The 15,912-nt window shown below is 73.1% G+C and carries 13 protein-coding genes; 1 reads left to right on the forward strand and 12 read right to left on the reverse strand.

Annotation, left to right across the window (positions count from 1 at the left end; translation table 11 throughout):
* Positions 1-250 precede the first annotated feature (250 nt).
* Positions 251-2,248: a histidine kinase gene (locus AB0881_RS30225; RefSeq protein WP_366622314.1), complete on the forward strand. Its 1,998-nt coding sequence runs from the start codon at positions 251-253 to the stop codon at positions 2,246-2,248.
* Here AB0881_RS30225 and AB0881_RS30230 read toward each other — a convergent pair.
* From AB0881_RS30230 to AB0881_RS30285, 12 genes are all read right to left on the reverse strand, one after another.
* Entirely contained in the window at positions 2,245-3,048 is an 804-nt protein-coding gene (locus AB0881_RS30230) for an L-threonylcarbamoyladenylate synthase (RefSeq protein WP_366622316.1), read from the reverse strand. The genes AB0881_RS30225 and AB0881_RS30230 overlap by 4 nt on opposite strands.
* Before the next feature lie 111 nt (positions 3,049-3,159).
* Positions 3,160-4,020 (reverse strand): peptide chain release factor N(5)-glutamine methyltransferase, encoded by an 861-nt coding sequence (prmC, locus tag AB0881_RS30235; RefSeq protein ID WP_366622317.1) that lies wholly within the window; start codon positions 4,018-4,020, stop codon positions 3,160-3,162.
* Positions 4,017-5,084 carry a peptide chain release factor 1 gene (gene prfA, locus AB0881_RS30240; RefSeq protein WP_366622319.1) on the reverse strand — a complete coding sequence of 356 codons (1,068 nt, stop codon included), beginning with the start codon at positions 5,082-5,084 and terminating at the stop codon, positions 4,017-4,019. The genes prmC and prfA overlap by 4 nt, the downstream gene beginning before the upstream one ends.
* A gap of 131 nt (positions 5,085-5,215) precedes the next feature.
* Positions 5,216-5,434, reverse strand: a complete 219-nt coding sequence (gene rpmE / locus AB0881_RS30245; protein WP_366622320.1) for a 50S ribosomal protein L31 — start codon at positions 5,432-5,434, stop codon at positions 5,216-5,218.
* 204 nt (positions 5,435-5,638) lie between these two features.
* A complete protein-coding gene (locus AB0881_RS30250) occupies positions 5,639-6,292 on the reverse strand; it encodes a response regulator transcription factor (protein WP_366622322.1) in 654 nt (217 codons plus the stop codon).
* Positions 6,293-6,364: 72 nt separating this feature from the next.
* A complete protein-coding gene (locus AB0881_RS30255) occupies positions 6,365-7,696 on the reverse strand; it encodes a sensor histidine kinase (protein ID WP_366622324.1) in 1,332 nt (443 codons plus the stop codon).
* Positions 7,697-7,933: 237 nt separating this feature from the next.
* The gene (gene rho, locus AB0881_RS30260; protein WP_366622326.1) at positions 7,934-9,991 is read right to left on the reverse strand and encodes a transcription termination factor Rho; all 2,058 of its coding nucleotides are present in this window, start codon (positions 9,989-9,991) and stop codon (positions 7,934-7,936) included.
* 446 nt (positions 9,992-10,437) lie between these two features.
* Positions 10,438-11,391, reverse strand: a complete 954-nt coding sequence (gene thrB / locus AB0881_RS30265; protein WP_366622327.1) for a homoserine kinase — start codon at positions 11,389-11,391, stop codon at positions 10,438-10,440.
* Positions 11,388-12,455 (reverse strand): threonine synthase, encoded by a 1,068-nt coding sequence (gene thrC, locus AB0881_RS30270; RefSeq protein ID WP_366622329.1) that lies wholly within the window; start codon positions 12,453-12,455, stop codon positions 11,388-11,390. The genes thrB and thrC overlap by 4 nt, the downstream gene beginning before the upstream one ends.
* Positions 12,456-12,507: 52 nt before the next feature.
* Entirely contained in the window at positions 12,508-13,797 is a 1,290-nt protein-coding gene (locus AB0881_RS30275; protein WP_366622399.1) for a homoserine dehydrogenase, read from the reverse strand.
* A 35-nt stretch (positions 13,798-13,832) separates the two neighbouring features.
* Positions 13,833-15,224, reverse strand: a complete 1,392-nt coding sequence (gene lysA / locus AB0881_RS30280; RefSeq protein ID WP_366622331.1) for a diaminopimelate decarboxylase — start codon at positions 15,222-15,224, stop codon at positions 13,833-13,835.
* Positions 15,221-15,901 carry a DALR anticodon-binding domain-containing protein gene (locus tag AB0881_RS30285; RefSeq protein ID WP_366622333.1) on the reverse strand — a complete coding sequence of 227 codons (681 nt, stop codon included), beginning with the start codon at positions 15,899-15,901 and terminating at the stop codon, positions 15,221-15,223. The genes lysA and AB0881_RS30285 overlap by 4 nt, the downstream gene beginning before the upstream one ends.
* Positions 15,902-15,912: the final 11 nt, after the last annotated feature.

Consider the following 15,912-nt stretch of genomic DNA (forward strand, 5'->3'; position numbering starts at 1 on the left):
TCCTCCAGCCCCGCCGGCGTGACGGTGAAGACACGCTTGTTGGGACGGTCGTGCTGGATGACCTGGCGGCGCCATCGCCGCGGGCACGCCGAGACCGGCGGCCACCAGCACGGGAACGCCGAGGATGGCCGCCGGCCCCCGAAGCCGGCCACGCACGTCACGCATAGTCGCATCGTTAGGGCGCCCGTAGAGGCGCATCCGACCGTTTACCATCCGCGGATTCCCCGGATCGCCCTTAAAGTCACTTGCTGTGGGGGAACGGGGAGGAACCGGCGAGGTGATCCGGCGCTGGCCGGGCGTCGCCGACTTCGCCGTGCCCGCGGTGCTGGCGGCCGTCCAGCTCGGCGGGACCTGGCTGCTCACCGAGGGGCCGGGCGACGCGGGGACGGGCGGGCCGCTCACCCGCGAGCGCTGGATGATCACGGTGGCGGCCGTCCTGTGCTGCAGCGTCGCGCTGATCTGGCGCCGTACCGCGCCGCTGACCGTGCTGGCCTGCACCGCGCTCATCGGCACCGCCGCGACGCTGGCCGCCGATCATCCCGACGTGCTCGTCGGCGGCGTCGCCGACATGGTCGCGCTGTTCTCGGTCGCCGCGCACCGCGGCCGCCGCGACGCGATGATCGGCTGCGCCGCCGCGTTCGCGCTGATGACGGTGGCGTTCGCACCGCAGCGCACGGACCCCGCCGTCCTGGTCAGCAACGGGTTCCTGGACGCCGCCGCGTACGTCGCCGTCACCGCGCTGGGCCAGCTGCGCCGCCAGCGCAAGGCCCGCCGCCGCGAGATCGCCGGCCGGCTCGCCGCCGCCGACCGCGAGCGCCGCGACGCCGCCGCGGCCGAGCGCGAGCGGCTGGCCCGCGACCTGCACGACGTGGCCGGCCACCACCTCAGCGCCGTGGTCGTCCACAGCACCGCCGCGTCCCGCATCGACGACCCCGACCTGACCGGCCGCGCCCTCACCGCCGCCGCCGACACCGGACGGGACGTCCTCAAGGCGCTGGGCAACCTGGTGGACGTCGTCGGCCCCGGCGAATCGGCCGACGGCGGCCTGGACACCCTCCTGCCGCCGCTCTGCCAGGGGCTCGCCCGCCTGGGAGTGCCCGTCTCGCTGTCCGTGGAGGGCTCTCGGCGCCTGCGGCCACAGGTCACGAACGCCGCGTACCGGATCGTCCAAGAGGCGCTCACGAACGCGATGAGGTACGCGCAGGGGGCGTCCGTCACCGTCGCCGTCCAGTACGAGCCCGGCGCCCTGTACGTCACCGTCCACAACACCGCCCCGCCGGAGGAGATCCCCTCCCCCGCCCTGGGCGGCGGCCGCGGCATCGCCGGGATGCGCGAGCGCGCCGAGTCGCTCGGCGGCACCCTCGCCGCGGGCCCGGACGAGGGCGGCTGGACGGTCCACGCCCGCCTCCCCACCTCCGCCACCGCGGGCCGCGGGCGCGGCTGGCCCGAGGTGCTGGACGGCGCCGCCATCGGGATCTGCGTGGCACTGCCGGCCGCGCTGGCGTTCGCGCCGCCGGACGCGGTCCTCGCCGGCTGGTCCGCGGGCGGAGCGGCCCTCGCCATGCTCGCCGTCCTCGGCCGGGCGCTGCCGCTGTGGTGGCGCCGCCGCGCCCCGTACACCGCGCTCGCCGCACTCGCCGTGATCGACTCGGTGTGGGCGGTGCTGGCCGGCCGCGCCGGTTCCGGAGAGATGCTGGGCCTGCTGTTCCTCGGCTCCCCCGCCTCGATGATCGCGGTGGCCTCGGTCGGCTCGTACGCCCGCCGCGGCCTCGTCACCTGGCCCGCGCCGCTGATCGCCGCCGTCCCGTGGGGCATCGCGTTCGCGGCGCTGGGCACCCTGGACCCGGGCCCGCCGCCGGAACGCCCCGACCTGATCGCGTTCGGCCTGGTCATGGGGGCGCTGTTCGCCGTGCTCGTGCTGCTCCCGTTCTGGGCCTGGGGCCGTACGATCTCCGGCCGCGGGCGGCGCTGGGAGCACAGCGCCCTGGAGAGCATGGCCCTCCGCACCGGCGAGGCCGTCCTCGCCGAACGCCACCGCGTCGCCATCGGCCTGCGCGGCACCGTGCTGGAACACACCCACCGCCTGGTCAAGGCCGCCGACGAAGGTCTGGCGGGCAACGAGGGGCTGGCGGGCGACGAAGGGCTGGCGGGCGACGCGCAGGAGGCGCTGACGGCGGTCGCGGACCACGCCCGCGCGGCCCTGACCGACATGCGCGCCCTGCTGGACGCGCTCGACGAGACCGCCTAGGCGTCCTTCTCCAGCGACGTCTTCTCGGACTTCTCCGCCTTCTCGGGCGCCTCGGGCTCCTCGGACTTCACCGGCTTCTCCGGCTTTTCGAGATCGACCGGCGCCTCGGGGGCCGCGCCAGTCTCGCCCGTCTCGTCCGGCTCGTCCGCCTCGTCCTCGTCGGTCAGCAGGACGCCGACGACGGCGCGGATCTTCTCCTCGGAGACGGCGCCCAGCCGGAGCAGCCGCGGCACGGGCCCGGTGAGGTCGACGATCGTGGACGGCTCGGCGTGCCCGGACGGGCCGCCGTCCAGGTAGACCGAGACCGAGTCGCCGAGCATCTTCTCGGCCTCCGCGAGCGTGCGCGCCGCCGGCTGGCCGCTCAGGTTGGCGCTGCTGACGGCGAGCGGGCCGGTCTCCTTGAGGAGTTCGACGGCGAGCTCGTGCATCGGCATCCGGACGGCGACCGTCCCCTTGGTGTCGCCCAGGTCCCACAGGAGGTTGCTGTTGGCCCGGCAGACGAGCGTTAGAGCCCCGGGCCAGAACTCGTCGATCAGATCCTGCCCGTAGGTGCCGAGATCCTCCACGAGGGCCGTGGCGGCACGTACGGAGCCGACCAGAACCGGCGGTGGCATGTCCCGGCCGCGGCCCTTGGCGTCCAGGAGCGCGGACACGGCGGGCGGCGTGAACGCGTCGGCGCCGATGCCGTACACGGTGTCGGTCGGCAGCACGACGAGCTCTCCACGCCGTACGGCCGAGACCGCCTCGGCGATTCCCCGGGTGCGCTCCATCGGCTCGGAGCAGTCATAGCGTCGGCTCACGGTCGCCCGTCTTCCCAAGTGTGCGGATGTGCTCGGTCGTTGGCTCGGTTGCTGGCCCGATCGTCGGCCCGATCGTCGGCCCGGGTGCAGGATATCCAGGGCCCGGAACGGCTAGGGGACGCCCAGCCGGGCGGTCACGAAGCGGTCCCGGTTGGTCAGGTCGCGGCGGTTGCGGACGTCGCGCCAGCCGTTCTCCTCAGCGAAGATCCAGTAGACGCCGTTGCCCTGCAGGTCGCTGTGCTCGACGGCGACGTACCCGCCGGGGCGCAGCAGCCGGCGGGCGGTGCGCTCCACGACGCGGATGGCGTCCAGTCCGTCGTCTCCCCCGCCCCACAGCGCGTCGGCCGGGTCGTGGTCGCGGACGTCGCGGGGCACGTACTCCCACTCGCTCATCGGGATGTACGGCGGGTTGCTGATCACGAAGTCGACGGTGCCGTCCAGCTCGGAGAGCGCCGCGCCGAAGTCGTCCAGGTGGAGGCGGACGCGGCCGCGCTCGTCGAGCTCCTCGATGTTGCGGGTGGCGTGCACGAACGCGGTGGGGTCCTTCTCGACCGCGTGGACGCGGGCCCGCGGGGCCTCCACGGCGATCGACAGGGCGATCGCGGCGGAGCCGGTGCCGAGGTCGACGACGAGGGGGTCCTGCACGTCCATGTCACGCAGCGTCTCCAGCGCCCAGCCGACCATCACCTCGGTCTCGGGCCGCGGGACGAACACGCCCGGCCCGACCTTCAGCTCCAGGTAGCGGAAGAACGCCCGGCCGGTGATGTGCTGGAGGGGCTCGCCGGCCTCGCGGCGCGCCACGTACTCCCAGAACAGCGCGTCGAACGCGGAGTCGGGCACCTTGTGCAGCTCGGACCGGTTCACGCCGTGCACCGCCGCGGCCAGCTCCTCGGCGTCGGCGCGCGGCGAGGCGGCCCCCGCGTCGGCCAGCCGCGCGGTGGCCCTCGCCACCTCGTCGAGGAGCAGGTTCATGACGCCTTCTGCGCCTCCGCCAGCCGGCGCTCCATGTCGGCGTCCACCAGCGCCTGCGTCACGTTGTGGAGGTCGCCGTCCAGGACGTGGTCCAGGTTGTACGCCTTGTAGCCGACGCGGTGGTCGGAGATGCGGTTCTCCGGGTAGTTGTAGGTGCGCACCCGCTCGGAGCGGTCGACGGTGCGGACCTGGCTCTTGCGCTCGGCGGCCGCGGCGGCGTCGGCCTCCTCCTGCGCCATGGCGAGGAGGCGGGACCGCAGGATGCGCATCGCCTGCTCCTTGTTCTGGAGCTGGCTCTTCTCGTTCTGGCAGGAGACGACCACGCCGGTCGGCTCGTGGGTGATCCGCACGGCCGAGTCGGTGGTGTTGACGCTCTGCCCGCCGGGGCCGGACGAGCGGTAGACGTCGATGCGCAGGTCGTTGGGGTCGATCTGGACGTCGACGTCCTCGGCCTCCGGGGTGACCAGGACGCCGGCGGCGCTGGTGTGGATGCGGCCCTGCGACTCGGTCACCGGGACGCGCTGGACGCGGTGGACGCCGCCCTCGTACTTGAGGCGGGTCCAGACGCCCTCCTCCTGGTTCCCCCTGGCCTTGACCGCGACCGTCACGTCCTTGTAGCCGCCCAGGTCGGACGGGTGCGAGTCGATGATCTCGGTGTTCCAGCCGACGCGCTCGGCGTACCGCAGGTACATCCGCAGCAGGTCGCCGGCGAACAGCGCCGACTCCTCGCCGCCCTCACCCGCCTTGATCTCCAGGATGACGTCCTTGGAGTCGCTGGGGTCGCGCGGGACCAGCAGGCGGCGGAGCCGCTCCTCCAGCTCCTCGCGGCGCTTCTCCAGCTCGGTGGCCTCGGCCGCGAAGCCCTCGTCCTCGCCGGCCAGCTCGCGCGCGGCCGCCAGGTCGTCGGTGGTGCCGGCCAGCTCGCGGGACGTCTCGACGATCGGCCGCAGCTCGGCGTAGCGCTTGCCCAGCCGGCGCGCCAAGGCCTGGTCGGCGTGCACGGCCGGGTCGGCGAGCCGCCCCTCGATGTCGGCGTACTCGCTGATCAGATCGTCGAGATTCACGGTGCTTCCTGGCCCGTTCCGGCCTCGCGGCCTGCGGGAGAGATCGGACGGCCCGGGGAACGCGGCGGATCCCCGGGCCTGCCCCGCCGCCGAGCGGCGGCGGGGGTGGTGCTGCCCGTACGGGCCTGCGCCTACTTGCGGGCGGCCTTCTTGCCGAAGCGCTGCTCGAAGCGCGCGACCCGGCCGCCGGTGTCCAGGATCTTCTGCTTGCCCGTGTAGAACGGGTGGCAGTTGGAGCAGACGTCGGCGTGCATCACGCCGTTCTCGGCGGTGCTGCGGGTCTCGAAGGTGTTGCCGCAGGTGCACGTCACGGTGGTGACGACGTAGTTCGGGTGGATGTCAGGCTTCACGGGTTCTCCTCGCTTGTGGCGGTCGCCGGGCACTTCCCGGGCACTTGCCGACTCGCGCGCGGGAGGCGCGGGAGATGGGGAAGCGTGAACCGGTACCGCAGCGGTTGCACTCCAAGTGTGCCAGATACCCGAACGTGCCGAGGTCAACGGGCATTCCCGATCTTGCGCCCGCGGCGGGGGCGGAACGGGCGGGCCGGACCGGCCTCAGGTCTCGGAACGGCCCAGGTAGGCGAGCACGGCCATCACCCTGCGGTGGCCGCCCTGCGCGGGCTGGAGGTCGAGCTTCATGAAGATGTTGGAGATGTGCTTCTCCACCGCCCCCTCGGTGACCACCAGGTCCTGCGCGATGGCCCCGTTCGACCGGCCCTGGGCCATCAGCCCCAGCACCTCGTGCTCGCGCGGCGTGAGCGCCTCCAGGGGGTCGCCCGTGCGGCGCCGGCCCAGCAGCTGGCCGATCACCTCCGGGTCGATCACCGTGCCGCCGGCCGCGATCCGCCGTACCGCGTCGATGAACTCGGCGACCTCGGCCACCCGCTCCTTCAGCAGGTAGCCCACGCCCTTGGCGCCGCCGCCGATCAGGTCGGTGGCGTACCGCTCCTCCACGTACTGCGACAGCACCAGGATCGGCGTGTCCGGCAGCCGCTCGCGCACCTCCAGCGCGGCGCGCAGCCCCTCGTCGGTGAACGAGGGCGGCATCCGCACGTCCACGATCGCCAGATCGGGGCGGTGCTCGACGACGATGCCGAGCAGGCCCGGCCCGTCCCCCACCGTCGCCACCGTCTCGATCCCGGCGTCGCCGAGCAGCCGGACCAGCCCTTCCCGCAGCAGCACCGAATCCTCGGCGATCACGACCCGCATGGGTCCATTATCGGGGCCCCGGCCGCGGCCGGGGCCCTCGCTGGGAGACGGGGTGCCGAAGATCGCGAACCGCTACCAGGTGCAGGGCAGGTCGGCGCGGATGACCGTGGGGCCGCCGGGCGGGCTGTCGACGATCAGCATCCCGTCGATGGTCGCGGCGCGGTCGGCCAGCCCGGCCAGCCCGCCCTCGGCGCGGGCCACCGCCCCGCCGACCCCGTTGTCGGCCACCTCGACGACCACCCAGGAGTCCTCCCGGGCGACGCGCACGGTCGCGCGGGTGGCGCGGGCGTACTTGGCGATGTTGGCCAGCGCCTCGGCGACGATGAAGTACGCGATGCTCTCGACCGCGGCGGGCGGCCGCTCCGGCAGGTCCACGTCCACCTCGACCGGTACGGGCGCGCGCCCGGCCAGCCCGGACAGCGCCGGGTCCAGGCCCCGGTCGGTGAGGATCGCCGGGTAGATGCCGCGGGCCAGGTCGCGCAGCTCGGAGATCGCCTCCTTGGTGCCCGAGTGGGCCTGCTCGATCAGCGCGCGGGCGCCCTCCGGGTCCTCGTCCAGCTTGGCGCGGGCGCGGCCGATGTCCATCGCGACCGCCAGCAGCCGCTGCTGGGCGCCGTCGTGCAGGTCGCGCTCGATCCGGCGCCGCTCGAACTCCGCCGCGTCCACTCCGCGGGCCCGGCTGGCCTGGAGGTGCGCGGTCCTTCGCCGCAGCCGCTGGTTCTCCTGCTGGGACGCGCTGGGCCCGAGCAGCGGCCGCGCGATCAGCAGGTGCCCCATCGCCATCGCGCGGGTCACGTACATGGCCATCACCGCGAGCAGCACCCCGAACGCCGTGCCGGGCAGCGCCGCCACCGGGTTCCCGGCCCAGAACGAGACCACCCCGAAGTTGACCTCGACTCCGCCGTCGTGCGTCGCGAGCACCGGCAGGAAGAGGAACGTCGCGGCCGCCGACCACACGAGCGCCGACAGCGCGAACTCGACCACCGACAGCGGGAAGCGCAGGAAGAGGTACAGCAGGTCCTTCCAGGTGGCCGGGTCCGTGGCCATCGCCTTCAGCTTGACCAGCGGGTTGCGGCCCTCGGGGAGCGGCCGGTACGGGCTCGGGATCCGCACCCCGAACGCCATCCAGGCCATCGTCCGCTCGACCGCGGCGGCGAACCGCCAGGCGAGCATCATCAGCACCAGCATCGGGATGCCGATCCAGAAGATCGTCAGCGCGGTCGACAGCGCCAGCCCGACGACCAGCCCGATGAACCAGGCCAGCCCGAACCCGAGGCTCGCGGCCAGGTAGAGCGCGGAACGCCAGGTCACCGAGGACCTGGCCATCGCCGCCGGGCGCCATGATCCGGTCACGACCGTCATCGCGCGACCACCAGCGGCGGTGGTGCTGCTCAGCTCGCCCACATCGTCCCTCCGTGCCCGGTCCAGCGTACGTTCCCAGCCTGCCGCCGCGGCACCCCGCCTGCCATGGTGCTCACCAGCGAGGCGGGGGTGGGGCTAACCCCACCATCGGGCGCGGCGCGGCTGTGGCACGAACGCGGCACGGGCGCGCGGGACCGCCCGCGCAAAGGGCGGCGCCCCGGGAGGGATATCCCGGGGCGCCGTCTTTCAGAGTTCGTGCGGTTGTCGCGTTCCCGTCGCTCAGCGGTCGTCGGAGACGGTCGTCTTCTGCACCTGGAGCAGGAACTCGGCGTTGGACTTGGTCTCCTTCATCTTCTCGATGAGGAGCTCCAGCGCCTGCTGGGTGTCCAGCGCGTGCAGCACCCGGCGCAGCTGCCAGACCACCCGCAGCTCCTCCGGCGCCATGAGGATCTCCTCCTTGCGGGTGCCGGACGCGTCCACGTCCACCGCGGGGAAGATCCGCTTGTCGGCGAGCTGCCGGTTGAGCTTCAGCTCCATGTTGCCGGTGCCCTTGAACTCCTCGAAGATGACCTCGTCCATACGGGACCCGGTCTCCACCAGCGCGGTGGCGAGGATGGTCAGCGAGCCGCCGTTCTCGATGTTGCGGGCCGCGCCGAAGAACCGCTTCGGCGGGTACAGCGCGGTCGAGTCGACACCACCGGACAGGATGCGCCCGGACGCCGGGGCCGCCAGGTTGTACGCGCGGCCCAGCCGGGTGATCGAGTCGAGCAGCACGACCACGTCGTGGCCCAGCTCCACCAGCCGCTTGGCCCGCTCGATGGCCAGCTCGGCGACCGTGGTGTGGTCCTCGGCCGGCCGGTCGAAGGTCGAGTGGATGACTTCGCCCTTCACCGACCGCTGCATGTCGGTGACCTCTTCGGGACGCTCGTCGACCAGGACGACCATCAGGTGGCACTCGGGGTTGTTCTTGGTGATCGCGTTGGCGATCGACTGGAGCACCATCGTCTTGCCGGCCTTCGGCGGCGACACGATCAGCCCGCGCTGGCCCTTGCCGATCGGCGACACCAGGTCGATGATCCGCGTGGTCAGCACGCCCGGGTCGGACTCCAGCCGGAGCCGCTCCTGCGGGTACAGCGGGGTCAGCTTGGAGAAGTCGACCCGGCTCTTCGACTGCTCGGGCTCCATCCCGTTCACGGTGTCGAGCCGCACCAGCGCGTTGAACTTCTCGCGCCGCTCGCCCTCGCGGGCCTGGCGGACCGCGCCGGTGATGACGTCGCCCTTGCGCAGGCCGTTCTTGCGGACCTGGGCCAGCGACACGTACACGTCGTTCGGGCCGGGCAGGTAGCCGGTCGTGCGGACGAACGCGTAGTTGTCGAGGATGTCGAGGATGCCCGCGACCGGGATCAGGACGTCGTCCTCGGTGATCACCGGCTCCTCGTAGCGCTCGCGGCCGCCGCGGCCCCGGTTGCGCTCGCGGAACCGGCGCCCGCGCCGGCCGCCGCGGCCGCCGTCGTCGTCGTCGGACTGGCCGCCGCCGCCCTGGCCCTGGCCGCCGCGCTGCCGGCCGCCGTCGCGGCCGCCCTGGTCGCGGCTGTCGTTGCGGTCGCGGTCGCGGTCGCGGTCCCGGTCACGGCCGCCGCGGCCGCGCTGCCGGCCGCCGTCGCGCCCGCCGTCCCGGCCGCCGCCGTGGCCCTCGCCGTCGTCGTCGGAGGACCGCCCGCCGCCGCCCTGGCGCTCGTTCCGCTCGCCGCGCTCCTGCCGGTCGCCGCGGTCGCCACGGTCGCCGCGGTCGCCGCGCTCGTTCCTGCCGCCCCGCTCGCCCTTGTCGCGCTCGCCCCTGTCGGCCTTCTCCGCCTTGTCGGCGCGGCCGTCCTCGGCGGGCTTCTCCGCCTTGTCGGCCCTGGCCTTCTCCGGCTTCTCGGCCTTCTCGGCCTTCTCCGCCTTGGCGGGCTTCTCGGCCTTGCCGGCGGCGGGCGCCTCGGCCGGAGCGGCGTCGGCGATCGTCACCTGGCCCTCGGCCGCGTCGCGCTTGGCGGCGGTCGAACGGGTACGGCGCGGCCGCTCGGCCTTCTCCGCGCCAGCGGCTCCCTGCTCGCCCCCCGCCGAGCCCGCTACCTCGCCACCCTGCTTCTCCTGGATGGCGGCGATGAGCTGGCTCTTGCGCATCCCGGTCACACCGGTGATGCCGAGGCTGGACGCGAGCGCCTTGAGCTCGGGCAGCACCATGGCCGACAGGCCGGTGCCCGACCGGCGGCGCCGGGGGGTGGCACGCTCGGCGCCATCGGCGGCGGGTGCCGTGCTGGATGCGTCCGTAAGGAGTTCGCTGGATTCGCTCACTAAGGGTCCTTCCCAGGGAGCGGGCGTAGGCCGGCGATCGGCCAGGCAACCCGGTGGTGCGGCCCGGCGGGGGCGCCGAGTCGGGCTCCGCGGCCCACGGCTTCGCCGTGTTCCGCGATTTCTGGGTACAGCCAGATGGTGGACGGGACGGTTCGCTCGCGGCCGCTCCCGGTTCCGTGACATCCGAAGCTTGTTCGCTGGAACGCATGACATCGGGATGTCACGGTGTCGGGAAGCCTGGTACGCGGGACCGGCACGGCCGGAGGGCCGGAACGGTGACGCGCGGCTGACGAGCACACGGCCCCGAACGGGGCATCTGGTGCGGCATTCAGCCTAACATCACCAGGGCGCACTGCTATTCCCCAGAGTCGATGTCTTCGCATTTTACCTAGCTGGATCATTCCACCTGGGTGGGTACGTCGCACCGCCCCGGCCCCGCGCGAAGCTCAGGGCCGGACGCCGGAACCGAGGTGCTGAACGCAGGCGCCGCGGGGGGCGACGTTCAGCGGGTGTATGTGCCACCCATTACCCAGTTCCGCGGTCATCGAATCAACTTCGGAAGCGCTTGTGAAGACCAGGACAGTAGGACCTGCCCCGGAAATGACGGCCGGCAGCCCCGCGGCGCGCAGCCGCCCGACCAGCGCCGCCGACTCCGGCATCGCGGGCGCGCGCTGCTCCTGGTGCAGCCGGTCGGCCGTCGCGTCCAGCAGCACGTCCCCGCCGAGCCCCTGCGTGAGGGCCGCGACGAGCAGCGCCGCGCGGCCCGCGTTGGCCGCCGCGTCGCCGTGCGGGACGGTCTCCGGCAGCAGCCCGCGGGCCCGTTCGGTGGCCAGCCCCTGATCCGGTACGAACGCCGTGACCTCGGTGAACGCGGGATCCAGCCGTACCGAGCGAGCGCCGGACTCCGACGTCCAGGCGACCGTCAGCCCGCCCGAGATGCACGGCGCCACGTTGTCCGGATGGCCCTCGATCTCGGTGGCCAGCCGCAGCGCCGCCGCGTCGTCCAGCAGGTGCCCGGCCGGGTGCAGGTGCCGCGCCGCGACGATCCCCGCGACGATCGCGGCCGAGGACGAGCCCAGCCCGCGGCTGTGCGGGATCCGGTTGACGCAGCGCAGCCGCAGCCCCGGCGGCTGGCCGAGACCGGTCTCGGCCAGGCCGTCCAGGACGTCGAACGCGCGCCGCAGCACCCTGACGATGAGATGCCGCTCACCGCGGTCGGCGACCTCGGCGCCCTCGCCCGTCGCCTCGATCGCCAGCCCGCCGCCGGTGATCTCCACTTCGACGTCGTCGTACAGCTCCAGCGCCAGCCCCAGCGAGTCGAACCCGGGGCCGAGGTTGGCGCTGGTGGCCGGGGTGCGTACGGAGACCGCCGCGCCCCAGCCGCCGTGCGCCGCCGTCACGCGAGGCCCAGCGCCGACGCGGCCGCGTGCGCGTCCACCTTCACGGTCGTCGGGGCCGGCGCGCCGGAGATCGCCCAGTCGGGGTCCTTGAGGCCGTTGCCGGTCACCGTGCACACGACCGTCGAGCCGCGCTCCACCACGCCCCGCTCGGCCGCCTGGAGCAGCCCCGCGACGCTCGCCGCCGAGGCCGGCTCGACGAACACGCCCTCCTCGGCCGCCAGCATCCGGTACGCGGCCAGGATCTGCCGGTCGGTGACCGAGTCGATCGCGCCGCCCGACTCGTCCCGCGCGTTGATCGCCAGGTCCCAGGAGGCCGGGTTGCCGATCCGGATCGCGGTGGCGATCGTGGACGGCTTCAGCACCGGCTCGCCCTTGACGAACGGCGCCGCGCCGCTGGCCTGGAACCCCAGCATGCGGGGGCTCCTCGACGCGACCTTGTCGGCGGCGTACTCCTTGTAGCCCATCCAGTACGCGGAGATGTTGCCCGCGTTCCCGACGGGCAGGCAGTGCACGTCCGGGGCGTCGCCCAGCGCGTCCACGATCTCGAACGCGGCGGTCTTCTGCCCTTGCAGGCGGTACTTGTTGACGGAGTTGACCAGTGCCACCGGGTAGTCGACCGACAGCTTGCGGGCCAGCTCCAGGCAGTCGTCGAAGTTGCCGTCCACCTGGAGCAGCCGGGCGCCGTGCACCAGCGCCTGCGCCAGCTTGCCCATCGCGATCTTGCCCTGCGGCACCAGCACGGCGCAGGTCATCCCGGCGCGCACCGCGTAGGCCGCGGCCGACGCCGAGGTGTTGCCGGTGGAGGCGCAGATCACGGCCTTGGCGCCGTCCTCGGCGGCCTTGCTGATCGCCATCGTCATCCCGCGGTCCTTGAACGAACCCGTCGGGTTGGCGCCCTCGACCTTGAAGTACACCTCGCAGCCGGTCAGCTCCGACACCCGCCGGGCCGGCACCAGCGGCGTCCCGCCCTCCAGCAGCGTGACGACCGGCGTCCGGTCCGTCACCGGAAGGCGGTCGCGGTACTCCTGGATGAGGCCGCGCCAGGCGCGGGCGGTCGCGTTCACGTCGTCTCCTCGTATGACCTGCTGTGTTGCGCGAATTCTAGGCCCGTACGGGCTACTGCTCGCCCTCGACCCGCATCACGCTCGCCACCTCGCGCACGATGTCGAGCTCCCGCAGCCGCTCCACGGTCGCCGACAGCGCCGCGTCCGGCGCCCGGTGCGTCACCACGACCAGCTGGGCGTCCTCGCCCATGCCCTCCTGGCGCACCGCCTTGATCGACACCTCGTGCCTGGCGAACTCCTCCGCGACGGTCGCGAGCACGCCGGACCGGTCGGCCACGTCCAGCTGCACGTAGTAGCGCGTCACGGTCTCGCCCATGGGGAGGACGGGCAGCTCGGCGTACGTCACCTCGACCGGGCCGCGGCTGCCGCCGACCAGGTTGCGGGCCACCGCCACCAGGTCGCCGAGGATCGCCGACGCCGTCGGGGCGCCGCCCGCGCCCGCCCCGTAGAACATCAGCGAGCCCGCCGACTCCGCCTCCACGAACACCGCGTTGTACGCCTCGCGCACGCTCGCCAGCGGATGCGACCGCGGGATCATCGCCGGGTACACCCGCACCGAGACGCCGCGGCCGCCGTTGCGGCCGTCCTCCGCGGGCACCCGCTCACAGATGGCCAGCAGCTTCACCACCGAGTCCATCTCCTTGGCGCCCGCGACGTCCGCCGCGGTCACCTCGGTGATCCCCTCGCGGTGCACGTCCGCCGCCGTCACCGGCGTGTGGAACGCCAGCTGCGCCAGGATCGCCGCCTTCGCCGCCGCGTCGAACCCCTCGACGTCCGCGGTCGGGTCGGCCTCCGCGTACCCGAGGGACTGCGCCTCCTCCAGCGCCTCGTTGAACCCGGCGCCGTTGGTGTCCATCTGGTCGAGGATGTAGTTCGTGGTGCCGTTCACGATGCCCAGCACCCGGTGCACGTGGTCGCCGACCAGCGACTCGCGCAGCGGGCGCAGCAGCGGGATCGCCCCGGCCACCGACGCCTCGTAGTAGAGGTCGGCGCCGTACTCGCGGGCCGCCGCGAACAGCGTCCCGCCGTCCTCGGCCAGCAGCGCCTTGTTGGCGGTGATGACCGACTTGCCGGCCTTCATCGCCTCCAGCATCAGCGTCCTGGCCGGCTCGATCCCGCCGATCACCTCCACGACGAGGTCCACGTCGTCCCGGGTCACCAGGGACTGCGCGTCCGTCGTGAACAGGGCCGGGTCGATGCCCGCACGGGCCCGGTCGAGCCGCCGTACGGCGATCCCGGCCAGCTCCAGCGGGGCTCCCACCCGCGCGGCCAGATCGGCCGACTGCTCGCGCAGCAGCCGGACGACCTCCGAGCCGACGACACCGCATCCCAGCAGCGCCACGCGCAGCGGGCCCCGTTCGGGACCGACCCCGGGTTTCACGCTTCGACCTCCGCATCGAGCCGCAACAGATCCTCGTCGGTCTCCCGGCGCACGATGACCCGCGCGACGCCGTCCCGGACCGCGACCACGGCGGGCTTGGGCACGTGGTTGTAGTTACTGGCCATCGATCGACAGTACGCACCGGTCGCCGCCACCGCCACCAGGTCGCCCGCCGCAAGATCTTCGGGCAACCACAGGTCACGCACGACGATATCTCCGCTTTCGCAGTGCTTTCCGACAAGCCTGCTGAGCATGGGACGCGCGTCCGACGCCCTGCTCGCCAGCACGCTCGTGTATTCCGCGCCGTACAGGGACGTGCGCAGGTTGTCGCTCATGCCGCCGTCGACCGAGACGTACGTCCGCAGCCCCTCGACGTTCTTGACCGTGCCGACCTCGTAGACCGTCACGCCGCCCGGGCCCACGATCGCCCGTCCCGGCTCCACCGTCAGCTTCGGCATCCGCAGCCCGTACGCCCGGCACTCCCTGGCCACGATCGTCCGCAGCCCGTCCGCCAGCCCCTTCGGGTCGTGCGGCTCGTCGCCCGCGACATAGGCGATGCCGTAGCCGCCGCCCAGGTCCAGCTCCGGAAGCTCGACGCCGTGCTCCTCGCGAATGGCGACGAGAAGCTCCGCCAGCCGGTGCGCCGCGACCTCGAACCCGTCGGTCTCGAAAATCTGGGACCCGATATGCGAATGCAGACCGACCAGTTCCAGCTGCTTCAACTCCAGCACCCGCCGGACGGCCTCCAATGCCGCCCCGGAACCGCGCGAGAAACCGAACTTCTGGTCGTCGTGGGCGGTCGCGATGAACTCGTGCGTATGCGCCTCGACACCCGTGGTGACGCGGATCATCACCTTGGCCCGGACGCCCTTCTCCTGCGCCAGGTAACCGAGCCGCGCGATCTCCTCGAACGAGTCCAGCACGATCCGCCCGACGCCCGCGTCCAGCCCGCGCTCCAGCTCCGCGACCGACTTGTTGCTGCCGTGCATCGTGATGCGCTCGGGCGGGAAGTCCGCCGCCAGCGCGACGGCCAGCTCGCCCCCGCTGCACACGTCCAGCCCGAGGCCCTCCTCCTTCACCCAGCGCGCCACCGCCGTACACAGGAAGGCCTTGCCCGCGTAGTGGACGTCGCCGTCATGGAACGCGGCCGCGTACTCCCGGGCCCGCGCCCGCACGTCCTCCTCGTCGTAGACGTACAGCGGCGTCCCGTACTTCTCCGCCAGCTCCCGGACGTCCACGCCGCCGATGCTCACGACCCCGCCGTCCCGCTTGGCGCCGGTGGGCCAGATCAGCGGGTCAAGCGCGTTCAGGTCCTCGGCCGGAGGCATCGGGTGGTCTTCGGGCAGCACGTCCGCGTGACGCTGCCCTGCGGGGTGTACTCGGCTCATAGTCGCTCTCTAGGGGATTCACCGATCATTGTCAGGCCGTTGCTCAAGGCGATGCGCGCGGCCGCCGCCAATGTGACGCGCGCCGCATGCACCGCCCCGGGTTTCTCCTGACCCTTGGGCAATGCGGGGCACCGCTCATAGAAGTCGTGAACTCCATCGGCGAGGCGCTCCAGGAACCCGGTCAGCACCCCGCTCCGCGCCCACCCCGGCAATTCACCCAACAGACCCAACAGTGCCAGCTCTTCCCGGCATTCCAGCCCCGCCGGCGGCCCGCCCCGTACGCCCAGATCCCGGGCCCGCCGCCCCACCGCGGCCATCCGCGCATGAGCGAACCGCACCCGGAACCCCGGATTGTCGAACGTCCGCGGCCGATCCGCCCAGCCCGCGGCCGCGACCTCCGCGGCCCCGTACCGCTCCCCCTCGGCCAGCACGTCCTCGACGAGCTCCCAGGGCTCCGCCACGAAGACCTTCAGGAACCCCCGCTCGGTCTCAACCCGCGAGATCCCCGGAACCCTCTCGACCATGCGCCCCAGCACGCCGGCGTCCACCCCGGCCCGGAGCGCCACCGGACTCCCGTACACCCCCGGCCCCAGACACCGAAGCGCCACGTCGGGCACGCCTTTCCCGGCGTCCCGAACCGCGCCCGCGAGAGCGTCGCCCACCTCGGCTGGAGTCACCCTGGCGAGAC

Source organism: Spirillospora sp. NPDC029432 (genome assembly GCF_040703975.1).
In the GTDB taxonomy this organism is placed as follows: domain Bacteria; phylum Actinomycetota; class Actinomycetes; order Streptosporangiales; family Streptosporangiaceae; genus Spirillospora.

Excerpts from the sequence above, each read along its gene's own strand:
- prmC (WP_366622317.1), bottom strand. The coding sequence starts at position 4,020 with ATGAACCTGCTCCTCGACGAGGTGGCGAGGGCCACCGCGCGGCTGGCC.
- AB0881_RS30250 (WP_366622322.1), bottom strand. The coding sequence starts at position 6,292 with ATGCGGGTCGTGATCGCCGAGGATTCGGTGCTGCTGCGGGAAGGGCTG.
- lysA (WP_366622331.1), bottom strand. The coding sequence starts at position 15,224 with ATGAGCCGAGTACACCCCGCAGGGCAGCGTCACGCGGACGTGCTGCCC.